The sequence below is a fragment of the Dokdonella immobilis genome, from assembly GCF_900115085.1.
GTDB classification, from domain to species: Bacteria; Pseudomonadota; Gammaproteobacteria; order Xanthomonadales; family Rhodanobacteraceae; genus Dokdonella; species Dokdonella immobilis.
Map to the genome: position 1 here is coordinate 103289 of NZ_FOVF01000006.1, position 19008 is coordinate 122296.

11 protein-coding genes and 1 pseudogene are annotated in these 19008 nt (G+C 65.1%); 4 read left to right on the top strand and 8 right to left on the bottom strand.

From position 1 onward, the window contains the following. Positions 1 to 177: 177 nt before the first annotated feature. The 3 genes from ettA (at position 178) to coaE (ending at position 3486) form a co-directional block, all read left to right on the top strand. Complete coding sequence (ettA, locus tag BM125_RS06665; protein ID WP_092406196.1) at positions 178 to 1839, top strand: energy-dependent translational throttle protein EttA; 1662 nt, start codon at positions 178 to 180, stop codon at positions 1837 to 1839. 213 nt (positions 1840 to 2052) lie between these two features. Then, positions 2053 to 2883 carry an orotidine-5'-phosphate decarboxylase gene (gene pyrF, locus BM125_RS06670; protein ID WP_092406359.1) on the top strand — a complete coding sequence of 277 codons (831 nt, stop codon included), beginning with the start codon at positions 2053 to 2055 and terminating at the stop codon, positions 2881 to 2883. A 9-nt stretch (positions 2884 to 2892) separates the two neighbouring features. Further along, the gene (gene coaE, locus BM125_RS06675) at positions 2893 to 3486 is read left to right on the top strand and encodes a dephospho-CoA kinase (protein WP_092406198.1); all 594 of its coding nucleotides are present in this window, start codon (positions 2893 to 2895) and stop codon (positions 3484 to 3486) included. Between the two features lie 114 nt (positions 3487 to 3600). Here coaE and BM125_RS06680 read toward each other — a convergent pair whose 3' ends face one another. The 6 genes and pseudogenes from BM125_RS06680 to BM125_RS06700 form a co-directional block, all read right to left on the bottom strand. After that, entirely contained in the window at positions 3601 to 7722 is a 4122-nt protein-coding gene (locus BM125_RS06680) for a proprotein convertase P-domain-containing protein (RefSeq protein ID WP_175497941.1), read from the bottom strand. Between the two features lie 327 nt (positions 7723 to 8049). After that, positions 8050 to 8505: a hypothetical protein gene (locus tag BM125_RS20955; protein WP_425429602.1), complete on the bottom strand. Its 456-nt coding sequence runs from the start codon at positions 8503 to 8505 to the stop codon at positions 8050 to 8052. Between the two features lie 84 nt (positions 8506 to 8589). Continuing rightward, positions 8590 to 10743, bottom strand: a pseudogene (locus tag BM125_RS06685) (proprotein convertase P-domain-containing protein); the annotation flags it as partial. A gap of 204 nt (positions 10744 to 10947) precedes the next feature. After that, positions 10948 to 11913, bottom strand: a complete 966-nt coding sequence (locus tag BM125_RS06690; protein ID WP_092406204.1) for a Nudix family hydrolase — start codon at positions 11911 to 11913, stop codon at positions 10948 to 10950. Positions 11914 to 11998: 85 nt separating this feature from the next. After that, complete coding sequence (gene secA / locus BM125_RS06695) at positions 11999 to 14731, bottom strand: preprotein translocase subunit SecA (protein WP_092406206.1); 2733 nt, start codon at positions 14729 to 14731, stop codon at positions 11999 to 12001. 155 nt (positions 14732 to 14886) lie between these two features. Beyond that, the gene (locus tag BM125_RS06700) at positions 14887 to 15828 is read right to left on the bottom strand and encodes a M23 family metallopeptidase (RefSeq protein WP_092406208.1); all 942 of its coding nucleotides are present in this window, start codon (positions 15826 to 15828) and stop codon (positions 14887 to 14889) included. Positions 15829 to 15855: 27 nt separating this feature from the next. Between BM125_RS06700 and BM125_RS06705 the strand changes: the two genes are divergently transcribed. Further along, the gene (locus BM125_RS06705; RefSeq protein ID WP_092406210.1) at positions 15856 to 16329 is read left to right on the top strand and encodes a DciA family protein; all 474 of its coding nucleotides are present in this window, start codon (positions 15856 to 15858) and stop codon (positions 16327 to 16329) included. 64 nt (positions 16330 to 16393) lie between these two features. On the opposite strand, the gene lpxC is transcribed toward BM125_RS06705, so the two are convergent. Next, entirely contained in the window at positions 16394 to 17305 is a 912-nt protein-coding gene (gene lpxC, locus BM125_RS06710) for a UDP-3-O-acyl-N-acetylglucosamine deacetylase (protein WP_092406212.1), read from the bottom strand. Positions 17306 to 17666: 361 nt separating this feature from the next. Further along, positions 17667 to 18857 (bottom strand): cell division protein FtsZ, encoded by a 1191-nt coding sequence (gene ftsZ / locus BM125_RS06715; protein ID WP_092406214.1) that lies wholly within the window; start codon positions 18855 to 18857, stop codon positions 17667 to 17669. Positions 18858 to 19008 lie beyond the last annotated feature (151 nt).

Sequence of the window (19008 nt, forward strand, 5' to 3'; positions counted from 1 at the left end):
GCAAACCCTCGGGCGCGCCATGGGGTGCCGCTTCCAACCATTCCCTATTCTCCACTCCCCATTCCCGGCCCCCTGCCGCCCCGCCCCCGGATCGGCGATAATCCGCAGTCCCCTTTTCCCTGACCGACAGCCCTGGCCTCGCGGCCGCGTCGGCATCGCCCCACACCCGGAGTTGGCATGCAATACATCTACACGATGATCGGCGTCAGCAAGATCGTTCCGCCGAAGCGCCAGATCATCAAGGACATCTCGCTCTCGTTCTTCCCGGGCGCCAAGATCGGCCTGCTCGGCCTCAATGGCGCCGGCAAGTCGACCGTGCTGCGGATCATGGCCGGCATCGATACCGACTTCCAGGGCGAGGCGCGCGCCAATCCCGGCACCAAGATCGGCTTCCTCGAACAGGAGCCGAAACTCGACCCCGACAAGACCGTGCGTGAAGTGGTCGAGGAAGGCGTGTCCGAGGTCATCAATGCGCAGAAGCGCCTCGACGAGGTCTATGCGGCCTATGCCGAGGAAGGCGCCGATTTCGACAAGCTCGCCGCCGAACAGCAGCGCCTCGAGAACCTGCTCGCAGTGACCGACGCGCATGCGCTCGAGCGCCAGCTCGAGGTCGCCGCCGACGCCCTGCGCCTGCCGCCGTGGGATGCCAACGTCGGCAAGCTCTCCGGCGGCGAAAAGCGCCGCGTCGCGCTGTGCCGCCTGCTGCTGTCGAAGCCTGACATGTTGCTGCTCGATGAACCGACCAACCACCTCGATGCCGAATCGGTCGAGTGGCTGGAAAACTTCCTGGCCGACTTTCCGGGCACCGTGGTCGCGGTCACCCACGATCGTTACTTCCTCGACAATGCCGCCGAATGGATCCTTGAACTCGATCGCGGTCGCGGCATTCCGTGGAAGGGCAACTACTCGTCCTGGCTGGAGCAGAAGGACGAGCGTCTCAAGCAGGAAGAATCGAGCGAGAAGGCACGCCAGAAGGCGATCCAGCGCGAACTCGAATGGGCCCGCAGCAATGCCAAGGGCGGTCGCAGCAAGGGCAAGGCGCGCCTGGCCCGGATCGAGGAACTGCAATCGGTCGATTACCAGCGCCGCAATGAAACCAACGAGATCTTCATTCCACCGGGCGAACGCCTCGGCGCCTCGGTCATGGAATTCAAGCACGTCAGCAAGTCCTTCGGCGACCGCCTGCTGATCGACGACCTCAGTTTCGTGGTTCCGCCGGGGGCCATCGTCGGCATCATCGGCCCCAACGGCGCCGGCAAGTCGACCCTGTTCAAGATGATCATCGGCAAGGAAAAACCCGATTCCGGTGAAATCAGCGTCGGCCAGACGGTCAAGATCGCCTACGTCGACCAGAGCCGCGAAAAGCTCGAGGGTGACCACAACGTGTTCCAGGAGGTCTCGGGCGGTGCCGACATCCTCAACATCAATGGCATCGAGATCCAGTCGCGCGCCTACATCGGCCGCTTCAACTTCAAGGGTCCGGACCAGCAGAAGCTGGTCGGCACGCTGTCGGGCGGCGAGCGCGGTCGCCTGCACCTGGCCAAGACCCTGCTCCAGGGCGGCAACGTGCTGCTGCTCGACGAGCCCTCCAACGACCTCGACATCGAAACCCTGCGCGCGCTCGAGGACGCCCTGCTCGAATTCCCTGGCAATGCCTTCGTGATCTCGCATGACCGCTGGTTCCTCGACCGCATCGCCACCCACATCCTCGCCTTCGAAGGCGACTCGCATGTCGAGTTCTTCGCCGGCAACTACCGCGAATACGAGGAAGACAAGAAGCGCCGCCTCGGCGACGAAGCCGCCAGGCCGCACCGGCTGCGTTACAAGAAGCTGGCCTAGAAGCGGGGATTCGGGATGACCAGCCTTTCGGCTGTTGAAAACCGGGATTCGGGATTTGAAAGAGCCAAGCCTCGCCGTTGGTTGGAGAGCCGGATGGCCGGGTGGTAGGTTTTTCGGGGGATATGGCGCTTTTCGCTATTGTCGAATCCCGAATCCCGAATCTCGAATCCCGGTCGTCCAAAGGCCAAGTCCCCCAAGTTCGTGGAAAACTGCATGACGACCTTCATCGAATCCCTCCAGGCTGCCTGGCAGCGCAACCGCTCGCTGGTCTGCGTCGGCCTCGATCCGGAGCCGGCGCGTTTGCCGACGCGATTCGCCGGCGACGACGATGCGGTGTTTGCTTTCTGCCGCGACATCGTCGATGCCACCGCCGACCTGGTCTGCTGCTTCAAGCCGCAAATTGCGCACTTCGCGGCGCTAGGGGCGGAGGGCGCTCTGCAACGCCTGATCGCCCATATCCATGCCCGGCAGCCCGGGGTGCCGGTCATCCTCGATGCCAAGCGCGGCGATATCGGCTCGACTGCCGAGCACTATGCCCGCGAGGCCTTCGAGCGCTACGGGGCCGATGCGGTGACGCTGAATCCCTATCTTGGCCGCGACAGCCTGCAGCCGTTCCTCGATCGCGCCGACAAGGGCGCCGTCATCCTCTGCCGAACCTCCAATCCCGGTGCCGGCGACCTGCAGGATCTCGATGTCGGCGGCATGCCGCTTTACCAGCGCGTGGCCGAACGCGTGGCTCACGAGTGGAACGGCAATGGCAATTGCCTGCTGGTCACCGGCGCCACCTACCCCAGCCAGCTCGCCGAAGTGCGCCGCATCGTCGGCGACATGCCGCTGCTGGTCCCCGGGATCGGCGCCCAGGGCGGTGACGTCGAGGCCGTGCTCGGGCATGGCCAGGCCAGCGATGGCGCGGGCCTGCTGATCAGTTCATCGCGCGCCATCCTCTACGCGAGTGCCGCGGACGATTTCGCCGCTGCGGCGCGGCAGGCGACGCTTGCCCTGCGCGATGAAATCAATCGCCATCGCCGCATGCCCACCGACTAGGCAGACAACATGTTTACCGTAGCCCTGACCGGCGGCATCGCCTCGGGAAAGTCGACCGTCGAACGCCGCTTCGCCCTGCGTGGGGTCGGCATCATCGATGCCGACGTTATCGCCCACGAAGTGGTCGCGCCGGGAACGCCCGGCCTGGCCGAAATCGTCGAGGCCTTCGGCGAAGGGGTCCTCGCCGCGGATGGTTCGCTCGACCGCAAGGCCATGCGGAAGCGGGTCTTCGCCGATGCGGAGGCCCGTCGCCGCCTTGAACGGATCGTGCATCCCCGCGTCCGCCATGCCATGCAGGAGGCGCTCAGCAACATGCGCGGCACCTATTGCCTGGTGGTGGTTCCGCTGTTCGTCGAAACGGGTGAATACGGCTGGGTCGATCGCGTGCTCGTCGTCGACGTCGATCGGTCGACCCAGATCGCCCGCCTGCTCAAGCGTGACGGCATCACGCCCGAGCTTGCCGAAGCGATGCTCGACGCCCAGGCCACGCGCGAACAGCGCCTGGCGGTGGCCGACGACGTAATCGACAACACCTCCGACCTCGAGGCGCTCGACGCCGCCGTGGATGCATTGCACGAGAGATACCTCGTGTTGGCCGACTGAGCTGCGCGATCCGCTCCTGGGCCAGTGTCCCGTGGCCCTGGCGGAACCACCCCGGAAAAAAGGCCAGGCATCGGACGATGCCTGGCCGTCGAGTCCTGGCGGTATGCGCCTTCCCTATCGGCGAATGGCACGCTCGCGCCGATACCAGATCGCGATCAGACCCACTGCCAGCAGGAACAGACCGAGCGGGCCCAGCGCCGGAATGTTCTGCGCAATCAGGAATCCGGTCGGATCGGCCAGTCCCGGTGCGGCTGGATTGTCGGTCAGCGCACTGGCATCGTTGTTGCCGTCGCCATTGGAGTCGTAGTTGATCGTGCCCTGGTTGTCGACCTGGCCGAAGGCGCCGGCATTGACCGTGGCGTTGATCGTGATCGTTACGCTCCCTGCGGCCGCGATTGCGCCGTTCCAGCTCACCGTGTTGCCGGCATTGGTCACGGCCCCGGAACTGGCTGAGGCCGAACCAAACGTGACCTGGCTCGGCAGCACATCGACGAACTCATCGCCCGGATTGTCGGCCTGCGAACCCGGCCCGGCGTTGTTCAGCACGATCGTGTAGACGATCGCACCACCCGGAATGGTCGCGCCGCTGACCGACTTCGTGCCGCTCACGCCGGCGCCGGCGATTACCGTGGTCGTGTCGGTCGCCGAATTGTTGCCGGGCGTCGGATCGGTCGCACCGGCGGGGACGGCCACGGTGGCCGTATTCGAGATCACCGTTCCGCTCGGCGTGGCGAGGGCCACGGTGCAGGTCGCCGTATGCGTCACGCTGGCCCCGGACGGCAGGTTGACGCTGTCGCTGATATTGCCCGAGCCGGTTGCCGTGCAGGTGCCGCCGCCTGTGCCGGTGCACGTCCAGGTGCAGGTCAACGCCGCCGGGAAGGTATCGGCAACGGTCGCCCCGGCAATCGCCTGCGGCCCTGCATTGCTGCTGACGATCGTATAGGTCGAGTTGGCGCCTGCCGCGACCGTCGTCTGGCCGTCGGTCTTGGTGATCGAAAGGTCGGCGAGCACGGACAGGGCATCGGTATCGGTGGCGCTGTTGTTGCCCGGAGTCGGATCGCTGACACCACCTGGCGCCGTCACCGTTGCGGTATTCGACAGGCTGCCCGTCGCCGCTGCGGAAATCGAGCAAGTTGCCGTATGCGTCGTGCTGGCGCCTGCCGGCAAGTTGACGATGTCGCTGATGTTGCCCGTGCCGGACGCGGTGCAGGTTCCGCCGCCCGCACCCACGCAGGTCCAGGTGCAGGCCAGTGCGGCCGGGAAGGTGTCGGAGACCGTGCTGCCCGCGGCATTGCTCGGGCCGGCATTGCTGGCGGTGATCGTGTAGGTCACGCTGCCACCGGGCGTCGCCGTGGTCACACCGTCGGTCTTGGTCACGGCGAGATCGGCCTGCGGGGTCAGCGTGTCGGTGTCGGTCGCCGAATTGTTGCCCGGTGTCGGATCGGTGATCGCGCTGCTGATCGTAGCCGTGTTGCTCAGGCTTCCGGTCGCCGAAGCCGCAACGGCACAACTGGCCGTGTAGGTGACGCTGCCACCGGCGGGCAGGTTGACTGGATCGCTGATGTTGCCCGAGCCGGAGGCCGTACAGGTACCGCCGCCCGCTCCCACGCAGGTCCAGGTGCAGGTCAGTGCCGCCGGGAACGTATCGGCGACCGTGCTGACCGGAGCATTGCTCGGGCCGGCATTGCTGGCGGTGATCGTGTAGGTCACGCTGCCACCCGGCGTCGCCGTGGTAACGCCGTCGGTCTTGGTTACGGCGAGATCCGCCTGCGGGGTCAGCGTGTCGGTGTCGGTGGCCGAGTTGTTGCCCGGCGTCGGGTCGGTGATCGCGCTGCTGATCGTCGCCGTATTGCTCAGGCTTCCGGTCGCCGAAGCCGCGATGCTGCAACTGGCGGTGTAGGTGACGCTACCGCCGACAGGCAGATCGACCGCGCCATCACTGATGTTGCCCGAGCCGGCCGCCGTGCAGGTGCCGCCGCCCGCACCCACGCAGGTCCATGTGCAGGTTTCGCTGGCCGGGAACGTGTCGGCAATCGTCGCGCCACTGACCGGATCCGGGCCGGCATTGCTGCCCGTGATCGTATAGGTCACGCTGCCGCCCGGGATCGCCGTCGTCACACCATCGGTCTTGGTGATCGAAAGATCCGCAGACAGCGCACGGCATCCGGTGACGCTGACGTCGTCGATGCCGACACCCGAGAAATTGACCGTGGTGTCGCTGTCCAGATGGAAGCGCAGTTCGGCGTTCAGTCCGGCCAGACTGTCCGCTCGGCGCGACATGACGCCCCAGCCGTAGCTGCCACCGATGTTCGCCTGCGGATTTCCGGTACCGGCGGAGGCGCTGATCGGTGTCGGATCAAGCCACTCGTACAGACGCACGGGGGTCGCGCCGCCAACCTGTTGCGCGTCGACGAAATAGTGGTCGAAATTCGCCGTTTCGACCTGGTGCCGCTGAGCCCAGCTCACCACGATAGGCGCTGAAAGACCGGAGAGGTTGATATTCGGGGACAGCAGATCCTGATTCGAGGATGCGTTGTAATTATTGTCGAGGTCGGTCTTCCAGCAGCTCGTCCCGCTGTTGCAGGTATTGAACGCCGCCAATGGATTGGCCGTCGTGGTCGCCGCCGTCGCTGGTGTTCCGAGTTCCCACTCGTCTTGTGCACCCGAATGCGTGAAGCCCGCGGCACCGGACTCGAAGTCCGTCGCGTACACGGTCTGAACCGCGAAGCCCGACGGGCAGGCCGGCGGCGGCGGCGCCTCGCAGATGCGCAACGACCACGAGGTCAGCGTTCCGCCATTGGCTCCTGCCGTGTCATCACGCAGGTCCAGCGTCCAGGTTCCTCCCGCATTCTCGCCATCGTAGGCTGCGAGCCGATAGGCGCCCGAGGTGCTCGCCGTGCCGGCCGTCGAATTGTTTTCGGGCTTCAATTGAAGGCCTTTCAGGACCGTGAAGGCAGGGGTGACACCGGCCTCGTCGTCGAAGACGACATCCATCTGGGTCTGGCCACCAGTGGCCGCCGCGCCGATGTCGGTGAACAAGCCGTTGTCGTTGCCGGCCGGTGAGCGTAGATGGGCGTCGATATCGGCCATCAGGGCATGGTTGAGCACGATATCGACGTCGACATCGGCAATGCGCGGATTGCCGGGCACCGTGATGACCGAACTGACCAGGCCGGTTCCGGGCCCGATCGTCTTGGGTACGTCGGTGCTGGTATAGGTCGTGCAGTTCACGCCTTCGTTCGCGGCCGGATGCACGCTGACGCTGAGGTTATAGGTGGCCGTGGGTCCCCCGGTCGCGGCCGAGGCGGAATCCACGAACGCGAAATACGTGCCGGCGTTCTTCACGGTCAGGAAGAACGCCTCGGAGGGGATCACCGGATTCGGCGCAACATCGCCGGTGCCAGCGTCGTCGACAACGAGGATCTGGTTCGATGCATCACCGAACAGGCCGAAGCCGAGTCGGCCATTCCAGACTGTTCCATCGCGCTCGGGGTCGACATCCAGGGACAGGAACACGGTATCGCCGGCATTGAGATTCAGGCTGTACCAATCCTGTTCGGTCGCCGCTGCCGGGTTACGCGCACCGCTGACCCACCCGTTTGCCGGCAGCGGCGTGGCCGTCGCCGGCGTATCGTTGGACTCCACTTCCGGGGTCGGCGCGCCGCTTTGCAGACGGAAATGAAGCTCGTATGGGCGCTCCGATGTGGTCCCCGCAGTGAAGTCGTTGACCTTGAGATAATAGGTGCCGGCGCTCGCGATCGTAGCGCCGGCGATCGACGAGGACAGAGCCGCGAAGCTGCCATTGTCGTCGTCGAATTCAACCACCGTGGTTCCGTCGCTGGCCAGCAACGTCAGCTGGCTGTCCGTGCTGCTGCCTGCCGAGAAACTGGTCATGACCGCCGCGTAGACGCGGTCGCCGGCCGCCGCAGTAAATGAATAGAAGTCCACATCGCCATTGGGAAACAGCGCCGCGTGCAGGACGAGGTTGGTGCCTGCCAGCGGCGTTGCCGTTGCCGGTGAACCGTTCGGCTCGATTTCGTCGCCATAGGTCTGGCCGAGAACCGCCCCGGGCGCCAGGGCCGAGGGGGCCTGTGTCGGCGGAGTGGGCTTGGCATCAGGGCTGTGGCCCTTGACTTCCTGCGGGTCGGAGATGGCCTGATTGAAGACATACGGCGTGGAAGCAGGATTTGACGTGCTCGCCTGCGCACGAACCGCCGCCCAAAGGGCCGGCGACACCGAGGGCGATACAGATTCCGCGCCGGCCTGGGCCTGGCCCGCACACATCAGTGTAACGACGAGGGCGACAGCACCTCGCGCCAGAGCACGAACTCCCCGCAACATGGACTTTCTCCCCAAGAGGAACGACGTTTGGTCGCCCGGCCAATGCCGCACGGGGTCGACGCGCGAACGGTAGTCCTTCGCCCTGCAATTGTCGAGGAGGATTTGTCGGCGCGCCGCAGCAGCAGAAGACGGTCACGAGGGCCCCGGGAAGGCGCCTCGTTCAACCGGAAGAAGCGGCCGGACATCCTGCGACATCCGGCCTTGTTTCGATCTAAATGCCTGTCAGCCGCCCAGACGCGATCCCGACGTCTTGCGGCGGTATGCAAGCATCAGCAGCCCGAGGGCGAGCAGCAGCAATCCAGCCGGACCGAGCGCCGGAATGTTCTGCGCAATCAGGAACCCGGTCGGATCGGCCGCCCCAGGCGCGGCCGGATTGTCGGTCAGGGCACTGGCGTCGTTGCTGCCATCGCCATTGGTGTCGTAGTTGATCGTGCCCTGGTTGTTGATCTGGCCGAATGCACCGGCATTGACCGTGGCGTTGATCGTGATCGTCACGCTGCCACTGGCCGCGATCGCGCCGTTCCAGGTCACCGTGTTGCCGGCATTGGCGACCGTGCCCGAACTGGCCGAGGCCGAATCGAACGTGACCTGGCTCGGCAGGACGTCGACGAACTCGTCGCCCGGATTGTCGGCCTGCGGACCCGGCCCGGCGTTGTTCAGGATGATCGTGTAGACGATCGCACCGCCCGGTATGGTCGCGCCGGCAACCGTCTTGGTACCGGTGACGCCGGATCCGGCAATGACCGAGGTCGTGTCGGTAGCGGAGTTGTTTCCGGGCACCGGATCGCTGGCACCGCCAGCAACCGCTGCATTGGCGGTATTGCTGATTACGGTGCCGTTCGGGGTGCCGGGAGCGACCGTGCAGCTGGCCGTATAGGTCACGACCGATCCGACCGGCAGGTTGACGACGTCGTTGATGTTGCCGCTGCCCGATGCCGCGCAGGTTCCACCGCTGCCGGCACAGGTCCAGCTGCAGGTCAGTGCTGCCGGGAACGTATCGGCAACGGTACTGCCGATCGCATCGCTTGGACCGGCGTTGCCGGCGACGATCGTGTAGGTCAGTGCGCCACCGGCGACGACCGAGGCGACGCCGTCGGTCTTGGTGATCGAAAGGTCGGCCGAAACAATGGTGGTATCGGTATCGGTGGCGCTGTTGTTGCCCGGGGTCGGATCCGGAATGCCCATCGGCCCTGTGACGGTCGCGGTATTGGCGATGTTGACTCCGGCCGCGGTTGCCGCCGGCACGCTGCAGGTTGCCGTATAGGTGACCGAACCACCATTCGGCAGATTGACGACATCTGCGATGTTGCCGGCTCCGGACGCGGCGCAGGTGCCGCCGCCCGCGCCGGCACAGGTCCAGCTGCAGCCGGTCAGCGGCGCCGGGAAGGTGTCGGAAACCAGGCTGGCCGGCGCATCGGTCGGGCCGGCGTTGCTGGCGGTGATCGTATAGGTCGTCGACTGCCCGGCCGCGACGTTGGTGACGCCGTCGGTCTTGGTGATGGAAAGGTCGGCGGAGGCGCAGGTAAAGGTCTCGATATCCAGCGACCAGCTGTCGAGATTGCCGCCGTCGCCAGCGAGATCGTCGGAGATCGTCAGCGTCCACGTTCCGTTCGGATCCTCACCGATGAACGCAGCCAGTGCCTCCTCCGGAACCAGCGGAGTGGCCGTTGTGAGATTGACGTAGGCCTGGTCGGTCACCAGTCCGTTGTTGGTGGTATACGGCACCTGTCCGCCGAGGTTGGCGCTGTCGTCCCAGACGGTTCCGTTGAAGACATTGTCGTTGCCGGCACCATTGTCGGTAGTCAGGGTGACCACGGTTCCGGCTGGCGAGGTCAGCGTGATGTCGAGGTCGGCATCAAACGTATGCTGGATGAAGGTCGTGGCGTTGACATCGAGGATGGCGCTGCCGGCGCCGGCGACTACGATGGTTGAGGTCACCACGCCCGGGCCGGTCGGAATCGCCACGGGCGTCGCCTGGGTCTGGGTCGGCACGGTCGCAGTGATCGGCGCATTCGGCAACGTCGTCACATCGAGCGACCATGCATTCAGGTTGCCGCCGTCACCGGCCAGATCGTCGGAGATGGTCAGGGTCCAGGTACCGTTCGGATCTTCACCGATGAACGCACCCATGGCCTCTTCGGGCACAAGCGGGGTCGCCGTGGTCAGGTTGACGTAGGCCTGGTCGGTCACCAGCCCATTGTTGGTCGTATAGGGCACCTGTCCAGCGGGATTGGCGGAATCGTCCCAGAGCGTGCCGTTGAATACGTCGTCGTTGCCGGCGCCGTTGTCGGTGCTGATCGTCACCACGGTGCCGGATGGCGAGGTCAGCGTGATGTCGAGGTCGGCGGAAAAAGTGTGCTGGATCTGGGTCGTCATGTTCAGGTCGAGCAGGTAGGGTGCCGCGCCCGAAACGACGATCGTCGAGGTCACCACGCCCGGCCCGGTCGGGATCGCTGCCGGGGTGGTATTGGTGAAATTGGTCGTCGTGGTATTGCATCCCGCCGGCAATCCGCCGAATGTGCCGGCAGCCGACGGACGGACTTCCGATTGCACGACCGGATGCGCGATCTGCGCGGGGTCGTCGCCGCCGAGGGCCAGGGACAGCTCGAGATAGCGATTCATGGCGGTTTCGTAGGCCAGGGCCGCGGTCGGATTTCCGGCAGCCTGAGGCTTCAACGCGCCAAGTTGCTGGCCGAGGCTCGCCATTTCGGCGTAGCTGGCGCTCTTGTCGACATCGGCCGCGGCCTGACCTGCACCTGCCAGCAGAATCAGCGTGACCAGCAACATGCTGGTCCGCCAGGAAAAGCGGGACGTACCGCAAGCCAACGAAACATTCTTCATGGAAGCCCTCTCCCTACCCCGTGATTGATGCTGGGCCCCGGCAGCTCGTGCAACGAGTCCGGACCCCAGTGCCATGGCATGAATCAAAGAAGCAATGCGAACCCGTGTTCCCGGATCACGGGAAGACTTCAGTCAGACCGCAAGCTGCCGCATTTCTTCAGCTTCGCATGCGGCCACAGCGGTTCATGAAGCCGGCCCACTCACCCCCGCAAAGTGTGACCTGTTTGTCAAAAATAGACCGATGTCTGGCCAAAGTCGAGTCCGCCGGCCGCGAAATGCTCAGAAGATCCGGTCCGGTCGCCAGAAAGCGCTTATGGCGGCGATTCCCTGGAAGCCTGAATCGAGGGCGCGGATGCACTGCTCGGCTCCGAGGCCGCCGAGGGCAAAGACCGGTAATCCGGCATCATCCAGCCAGGCGCTGGCCGTCTTCCAGCCCAGCGCATTGGCCTGTGGATGGCTGCGGGTGGCTTCGATCGGAGAAAGGGTCGCGAAATCGGCACCGATCTCAGCGGCATGCCGCAATTCCGCCCGGTCGTGGCAGGACACGGCGACCAGCGAGCCATGGCCAAGGGGACGGGCCGCCAGTGCGCGGGCGACGCGAGCGGGCAGGTGCACGCCGTCCAGGCCGAGGATCGCGGCGAGCCGCCAGTCTGCATGGAGCAGGATTCGCGCCCCGCTTCCCCGGCACAGATCGCGCACGCGCCGGGCCAGCGCCGCCACGTGCTCGCGCGACCAAGCCGGCAGGCGCAGCTGGATCAGTCCGATACCGTCTTCCAGCGCCGATTCGATCGTCGAGAGAAACGCGGACTCCCGGCCGTCCTCGGGGACCGGCGTGATCATGTAACGGTCAGGGAGACACAAGGAGGTCAGCGCCGGTCGGTCGGCAAGCGGCAACAGGGTTCGATCGACGCGTTCGGGCTCGATCCAGCGCAGGCGCTGATGCTCGCGCGAGCGCGGATGACCCTCGAAGGATTCGATTTCACGGACATCGAGCCGGATCGGGGCGTGCGGAATCGCGATCCGGCGGCGGCCGACGCGCGCGCGAATGCCCAGTTCCTCGCGGAGTTCGCGGGTCAGGGCCGCCTCGGGGGTCTCGCCCGGTTCGACCTTGCCCCCCGGAAACTCCCAGCAGCCGGCGTGCTGCTTGCCTTCGGGTCGCTGGGCAACCAGGACACGCCCGCCGGGATCACGCAGGATTCCGGCAACGACATGGACCAGGGACGAACCGGGGGCGGGGTCAGCCATGCGATTCAGCGACGCGCTTCCGGGGCGTCGGGCTCAGCTCGACGCGATTGCAGGGCTGCCGTGTTCGTTCAGCAGAGATGGCGGGTCAGGTCAGGCTGCCGTGGCATTGCTTGTACTTCTTGCCTGAGCCGCACGGGCAGGGATCGTTGCGCCCCACTTTGGGCGCATCGCGGTGGATCGGCATGGCCGGAGCGGCGGCCGGTGCCGCCTCCCCCGATGACTCGGCATCACCGCCAAAACCGGCCGGTTGCGCATGCTGGAACTGCATCGTGCGTGCCTGGGCCTCGGCCTGGGCGCGCTGCTGGGCTTCGAGAGCCTGAACTTCCTCCTCGCTGCGGATGCGCACACGGGCGAGCAGTTGCACCAGTTCGTGCTTGATGCGCTCCAGCATCTGCTGGAACAGCAGGAACGATTCGCGCTTGAATTCCTGCTTCGGCTGCTTCTGGGCATAGCCACGCAGGTAGATGCCCTGGCGCAGGTAGTCCATGCTGGTCAGGTGTTCCTTCCAGCAATTGTCGACCACCGAGAGCATGACGTGCTTCTCGAGCGAGCGCATGGTTTCCTCGCCGAGCAGCGCTTCCTTCTCGCGGAACAGGCGCGCGGCGGCATCCTCGACGCGGGCCAGCACCGAATCGGCATCGGCTTCTTCCTCATCCTCGAGCCAGCCCTTCAGGTCGAGCTTGAGCCCAAACTCCGATTCGAGCTCCTTTTCGAGACCGGAGATGTTCCACTGGTCATCGATCGAATTGGCCGGGACGAAGCGGCGTACGAGTTCGGCAAACACGTCCTCACGAATGCTGGCGACCGTTTCGCCGACGCCGTCGCTTTCGAGCAGTTCGTTGCGCTGCTCGTAGATGACCTTGCGCTGGTCGTTGGCGACATCGTCGAACTCGAGCACGTTCTTGCGGAAGTCGAAGTTCTGCGCCTCGACCTTGCGCTGCGCATTCATGATCTGCTTGGTGACCATGCGGTCCTGGATGGCGTCGTCTTCCTTCATGCCGAACATGCGCATGAGGCCGGCGACACGCTCGCCCATGAAGATGCGCAGCAGGTTGTCTTCCAGCGACAGGTAGAAGCGACTCGAGCCCGGATCGCCCTGGCGCCCGGAGCGGCCGCGCAACTGGTTGTCGATGCGTCGCGACTCGTGGCGCTCGGTGCCGATGATGCGCAGGCCACCGGCCTCGATGACCTTGGCATGACGCGCCTTCCATTCGGCCTCGATGCGCTCGCGATCGGATTTCGGCGCGTCCTCGGGCAAGGTGCCGAGCTCCGCTTCGAGGTTTCCGCCGAGCACGATGTCGGTGCCGCGGCCCGCCATGTTGGTGGCGATGGTCACCGCGCCGGGACGTCCGGCCTGGGCCACGATGATGGCCTCGCGCTCATGTTGCTTGGCGTTGAGGACCTCGTGCGGCACGGCGGCCTTGTTGAGCAGCCCGGAAAGATATTCCGAAGTCTCGATGGAGGTCGTGCCGACCAGTACCGGCTGGCCGCGCTCGAAGCAGTCCTTGATGTCCTCGATGATCGCATCGTACTTGTTCTTGGCCTTGAGGAAGACCACGTCGGGTTCGTCCTTGCGCACCATCGGCCGATGGGTCGGAATGACGACCACTTCGAGGCCATAGATCGACTGGAACTCGAAGGCCTCGGTATCGGCCGTGCCGGTCATGCCGGCGAGCTTCTTGTACAGGCGGAAGTAGTTCTGGAAGGTGATCGAGCCGAGGGTCTGGTTCTCGCGCTGGATCGGCACGCCTTCCTTGGCCTCGACCGCCTGGTGCAGGCCGTCGGACCAGCGCCGCCCGGCCAGGGTACGGCCGGTGAACTCGTCGACGATGATGACTTCGCCATCGCGAACGATGTAGTCGACGTCGCGCTGGTACAGCGCGTGTGCGCGCAAGCCGGCATTCAGGTGATGGACGACGGCGAGGTGCTTGGAGTCGTACAGGCTTTCCTCTTCGCCGATGATGCCGTCGCGACGCAGCAGCGCTTCGGCGTGCTCCATGCCTGCTTCCGACAGGTGCACCTGGCGCTGTTTTTCGTCGACCCAGTAATCGCCTTCGCTGTCTTCCTTCTCCTGGCGCACGAGATTGGGAACGAGGCGGTTGACCTTGACGTAGAGCTGCGGCGATTCGTCGGTCGGCCCCGAAATGATCAGCGGCGTGCGCGCCTCGTCGATCAGGATCGAGTCGACCTCGTCGACGATGGCGAACTGCAGGGCGCGCTGGTAGCGCTGTTCCTTCGACTGCGCCATGTTGTCGCGCAGGTAGTCGAAGCCGAATTCGTTGTTGGTGCCGTAGGTGATGTCGGCGGCGTAGGCGCCGCGCTTGTCGCCGTGGTCCATGCCCGGATAGACGACACCGACACTCATGCCGAGGAAATTGTAGATGCGTCCCATCCAGGCCGAGTCGCGCCGGGCCAGGTAATCGTTCACGGTGACAACGTGCACACCCTTTCCGGCCAGGGCATTCAGATAGACCGGCAGGGTACCGACCAGGGTCTTGCCCTCGCCGGTCCGCATTTCGGCGATCTTGCCCATGTGCAGGACCATGCCGCCGATCAGCTGTTCGTCGTAATGACGCAGGCCGATGACCCGCCGGGCCGCCTCGCGCACGACGGCAAATGCCTCCGGCAGGACCGAGTCGAGCGATTCGCCGTCGCTGACGCGCTTGCGCAACTCATCCGTCATGCCGCGCAGGGCCGCATCGTCCATCGCCTCGAAGCGGGGCTCGAGGGCGTTGATGCGTGCCACGGTCTTGTTCAGCGTGCGCAGGATGCGCTCATTGCGGCTGCCAAAAATACTGGTCAGGAAACGTTGCAACATCGGTCTTGTTTGTCCGGATAGGGCCCGGAAACCCGCGCAGGGCGGGCAGGGCAGAAAAGCGAAGGCCGCCGATGATACGGCGGCCTCGGCATATCACCAAGCGAGATGGCGTTCAGATGGACCGATTCAAGGCCCGCAGGTTCCCGAATGCCGGCTCAAATGCGGGTCGCCCGCGTCGAGCGGACATAGGCCATCGGATTGACCGGACGACCGTTCAACCAGACCTCGAAGTGGCAATGCGGGCCGGTCGAGCGGCCGCTCGAGCCGACCTTGGCGATGACCTGTCCGACATGGACTCGGGTACCGACTTCGACCACGTTGCGCGAATTGTGCGCATAGCGGGTCATGTAGCCATTGCCGTGGTCGATTTCGACCACGTTGCCGTAACCGTTGCGGACCGCGGAGTAGGTGACCACGCCCTCGGCCACGGCGAGCACGTCGCTGCCCATTGGAACGTCGAAGTCGACGCCGAGGTGGACGGCCTGGCGCCCGGTGATCGGATCGGTGCGCGTTCCGTAGCCGGAAGCCACGTAGCCATGCGCGACAGGCATGCCGGTCGGCAGCAGCGCGTTGTCGATCTTGCGGTCGAAGAGCAGGTTCTCGAGTACGCCGAGTTGCGCTTCCTGACGCTCGAATTCGGCGCGCAGGCTGTCGATGTCGTTTCCAAGCGGCAGCGGAGAGTCGCTCACGGCGAGCGTTTCCTCCGGACCACCCAGGGCGGGCTCGGAGGCGAAGTCGAACTCGCCGTCTTCGAGCTTGCCGACCTGGGTCAGGCGGTCACCGAGGGCGTTCAGGCGCGTTGCCTGGGCGCGCAATTGGCCGATCTGCATCGCCAGCGCATCGAGGTTCCGGCGCGAATCGCTCTCGAGACTGCCGAGTTCCGTCTTCTGGATGCCGATCTGGCTGCGCAGGGCGCTGAGCTCGCGCATTGCCGCGTCGCGCGGGTTCACCGTCAACAAGGCGACGACGAAGCCGATGCCGGCAAAAAGCAGGAAGGTCGCGCCGATCAGCGATCCGGCCAGCATGCGGCCTCGATTGCTGCCAAGATCGATACAGCGCGGGGTCGAATGGGATTTCGCGACTAAGATGATGTTCATTGACTTTTCGCCGAATGGGGTTTTGCCATGCAGCAACGTCGTCCATCACGCAGGTCATCTGCCAGCACCCTCGTGCCGGCGGCCGAATGCGTCTCCCTCGACGCACTCGCCGATCGCGCTCGCGCGCTCAACCTGCTTGATGGAAAACTTCGCCACCACTTGCCCGACGCCCTCGCCCGCGAATGTCGTCTCGCGGACTTGCGCAACGGACGGCTCGTTTTTCTTGCGACGAGCCCGACCTGGGCCACGCGTCTGAGGCTGCACCAGGCAACCCTGCTCGCCGAGGCCCGCGCCACCTGTGGCGACGCCGTCAGACTCTTCGTTGTGAAAGTGGCCGCCCTGCCGCCTGTTCCCCCGGAACCGGCCAGGTCAAAACCTCTCTCCGCCACCGCCGCAAGCCATCTGCGCTCGGCAGCAAAAACCATGTCGGACCCTGAACTTCAGGCCCTGTACCTGCAACTGGCGTCCCTCGCCTCTAGTGATTCCCCGCCGGAAGCCTGACAGCTTCCTTTCCCCTGTGGCGCAAGACCCCGGGGCGGAGTCTTCGCCGCAACGTGTCTTGCCGCTACAAAGCCTGCGCCGGATGGGCGTAGGAGATCGGTGCCTTGGACTCGTCGTCGAAGCTGACCTCCTCCCAAGCCGTCTTGTCCGCCAGCAGGGCGCGCAATAGCGTATTGTTGAGCGCGTGGCCGGACTTGTAGCCGTAGAATGCACCAATCAGGCTGTGGCCAAGGAGATACAGGTCACCAATTGCGTCGAGAATCTTGTGTTTGACGAACTCGTCCTCGTAGCGCAAACCGTCCTCGTTCAGCACCCGGTAGTCGTCGAGCACGATCGAGTTGTCCATCGAGCCGCCAAGCGCCAGGTTGCGCTCGCGCAGCATCTCGATGTCGCGCATGAAGCCGAAGGTGCGCGCGCGGCTGACTTCCTTGACGAATGAGGTGGTCGAAAAGTCGATTTCGCTGGTCGACGTGCGCTTGGCGAACATCGGATGGTCGAAATCGATCGAAAAGCCGACCTTGAAGCCGTCGAACGGCTCGAAGCGCGCCCACTTGTCGTCGTCGCGTACCGTCACCGATTTCTTGATGCGGACAAAGCGCTTGGCCTTGGCCTGCTCCTCGATGCCGGCCGACTGCAGCAGGAACACGAAGGGACCGGCGCTGCCGTCCATGATCGGCACTTCCGGGGCGGACAGGTCGACATAGGCATTGTCGATGCCGAGACCGGCGATGGCCGAAAGCAGGTGCTCGATCGTGGCAATGCGCACATCGCCCTTGACCAGGGTCGTCGACAGACGCGTATCGCCTACGTTTTCGCAACAGGAACGAATTTCCACCGGCTCGGCAAGATCCACGCGCCGAAATACAATCCCTGTATCCACCGCAGCAGGACGCAAGGTCATGTAGACCTTGTCACCCGTGTGGAGACCTACGCCTGTCGCCCTTATTACATTTTTGAGCGTGCGTTGTTTGATCATTTTCTTTGGTCTGACCCCTGGGGCAGGAGCATCAAAACGCCGGGGAGAGTAGCACAGCAAATCAGTCAGCGATAGTTAAGCCGACGTCAAAATCAGACATGTGTTGTGCTTTAACAACAGCTCCGGAACGCCCCGGGGAGTGGCCCTCCCGCCCGTCGACGGCGGTCGCCCGAACGCCGAGCCGGGCTCCCGTTGTGCCCTGCAAACGGCGACGACGAAGCCGCTGCGGCGCCACGCAGCGGCCCCGGATCCGGCCCGGCCGTGTCTCCCGACAGCGGTGGGCAGATCATCCGGCCATGTCGTGATGGCCGGGGATGGCGGATGGATGTGTCGTTCGGGCAGCGTGTGCGGACGATTCTCCTCAGTCGGCCTGGCGGCGCAGGAAGGCCGGAATGTCGAGATAGTCGACCTGGTTGTCGGTGGCCACGCCGGATTGCTCGGCCGGAAGCTGGCTGTGGCTGCTCGCCGCGACCCGGCCCGGAACGCCGGCATAGTCGACCTCGCCGGTGGTCGCATTGCGCACGACGCGCATCGGTGGCCTCGGGGCGATGATCGCCTCGCGCTCGCGTTCGCTGCGCACCGGGGCACGCACCGCATTGCGGTTGAGGCCGGTGGCGACCACGGTGACCCGGATCTCGTCCTGCAGTTCGGGATCGAGCGCGGTCCCGATGACCACGGTGGCGTCCTCGCTGGCGAACTCGTGGATGACCTGGCCGATGTCGTCGAATTCGCGCATGGTCAGGTTGTGGCCCGCCGTCACGTTGACCAGGATGCCGCAGGCGCCGGCCAGGTTGATGTCCTCGAGCAGCGGGTTGTTGATCGCCGCTTCGGCCGCGGCCACCGCGCGATCGTCGCCGCGCGCGCTGCCGCTGCCCATCATGGCCATGCCCATTTCCGACATCACGGTACGCACATCGGCGAAATCGACATTGATCAGGCCCGGACGGGTGATCAGGTCGGCGATGCCCTGGACCGCGCCGAGCAGCACGTCGTTGGCCTGCTTGAAGGCGCTGAGCAGGGTCACGTCTCGCCCGAGCACGGTCAGCAGCTTCTCGTTCGGCACGGTGATCAGCGAATCGACATGCTGGGTCAGGTCCTCGATGCCCTTCAGCGCGACCTGCATGCGCCGGCGGCCCTCGAACGGAAACGGCTTGGTGACCACGGCCACGGTCAGGATGCCCATTTCCTTGGCCAGCTGGGCGACCACGGGCGCCGCACCGGTGCCGGTACCACCGCCCATGCCGCAGGTGATGAAGGCCATGTCGGCTCCCTGCAGCAATTCGCAGATGCGCTCGCGATCCTCCAGCGCGGCCTGGCGGCCGACCTCGGGATTGGCCCCGGCGCCAAGTCCCTTGGTGACGTTCGCACCGAGCTGCAGGGTGTGCTTGGCCCCGCTGTTCTTGAGCGCCTGGGCGTCGGTATTCGCACAGACGAAATCCACGCCCTCGATCTGGGCATGCACCATGTGGCTGACCGCATTGCCGCCGCCACCACCGACACCGATGACCTTGATCACCGCGTTCGGCTCCATCCTATCGACCATCTCGAACATGTTCCCATCCTCCGTCGGCTTAAGCCGTATTGATTTGACCAACCCGCCGGCCGGGCAACCCTGCCCTGCCTGCGTCTTGCCCGGAACTGGCGCGTTCCGGGCCGTGCAACCGTTTCGGTTGCGCCGCCACGCGTCCTGCGCGGCGGATGTT

Excerpts from the sequence above, each read along its gene's own strand:
- BM125_RS06690 (WP_092406204.1), bottom strand. The coding sequence starts at position 11,913 with ATGGCTGACCCCGCCCCCGGTTCGTCCCTGGTCCATGTCGTTGCCGGA.
- coaE (WP_092406198.1), top strand. The coding sequence starts at position 2,893 with ATGTTTACCGTAGCCCTGACCGGCGGCATCGCCTCGGGAAAGTCGACC.
- BM125_RS06700 (WP_092406208.1), bottom strand. The coding sequence starts at position 15,828 with ATGAACATCATCTTAGTCGCGAAATCCCATTCGACCCCGCGCTGTATC.
- ettA (WP_092406196.1), top strand. The coding sequence starts at position 178 with ATGCAATACATCTACACGATGATCGGCGTCAGCAAGATCGTTCCGCCG.
- ftsZ (WP_092406214.1), bottom strand. The coding sequence starts at position 18,857 with ATGTTCGAGATGGTCGATAGGATGGAGCCGAACGCGGTGATCAAGGTC.
- BM125_RS06705 (WP_092406210.1), top strand. The coding sequence starts at position 15,856 with ATGCAGCAACGTCGTCCATCACGCAGGTCATCTGCCAGCACCCTCGTG.
- secA (WP_092406206.1), bottom strand. The coding sequence starts at position 14,731 with ATGTTGCAACGTTTCCTGACCAGTATTTTTGGCAGCCGCAATGAGCGC.
- lpxC (WP_092406212.1), bottom strand. The coding sequence starts at position 17,305 with ATGATCAAACAACGCACGCTCAAAAATGTAATAAGGGCGACAGGCGTA.
- pyrF (WP_092406359.1), top strand. The coding sequence starts at position 2,053 with ATGACGACCTTCATCGAATCCCTCCAGGCTGCCTGGCAGCGCAACCGC.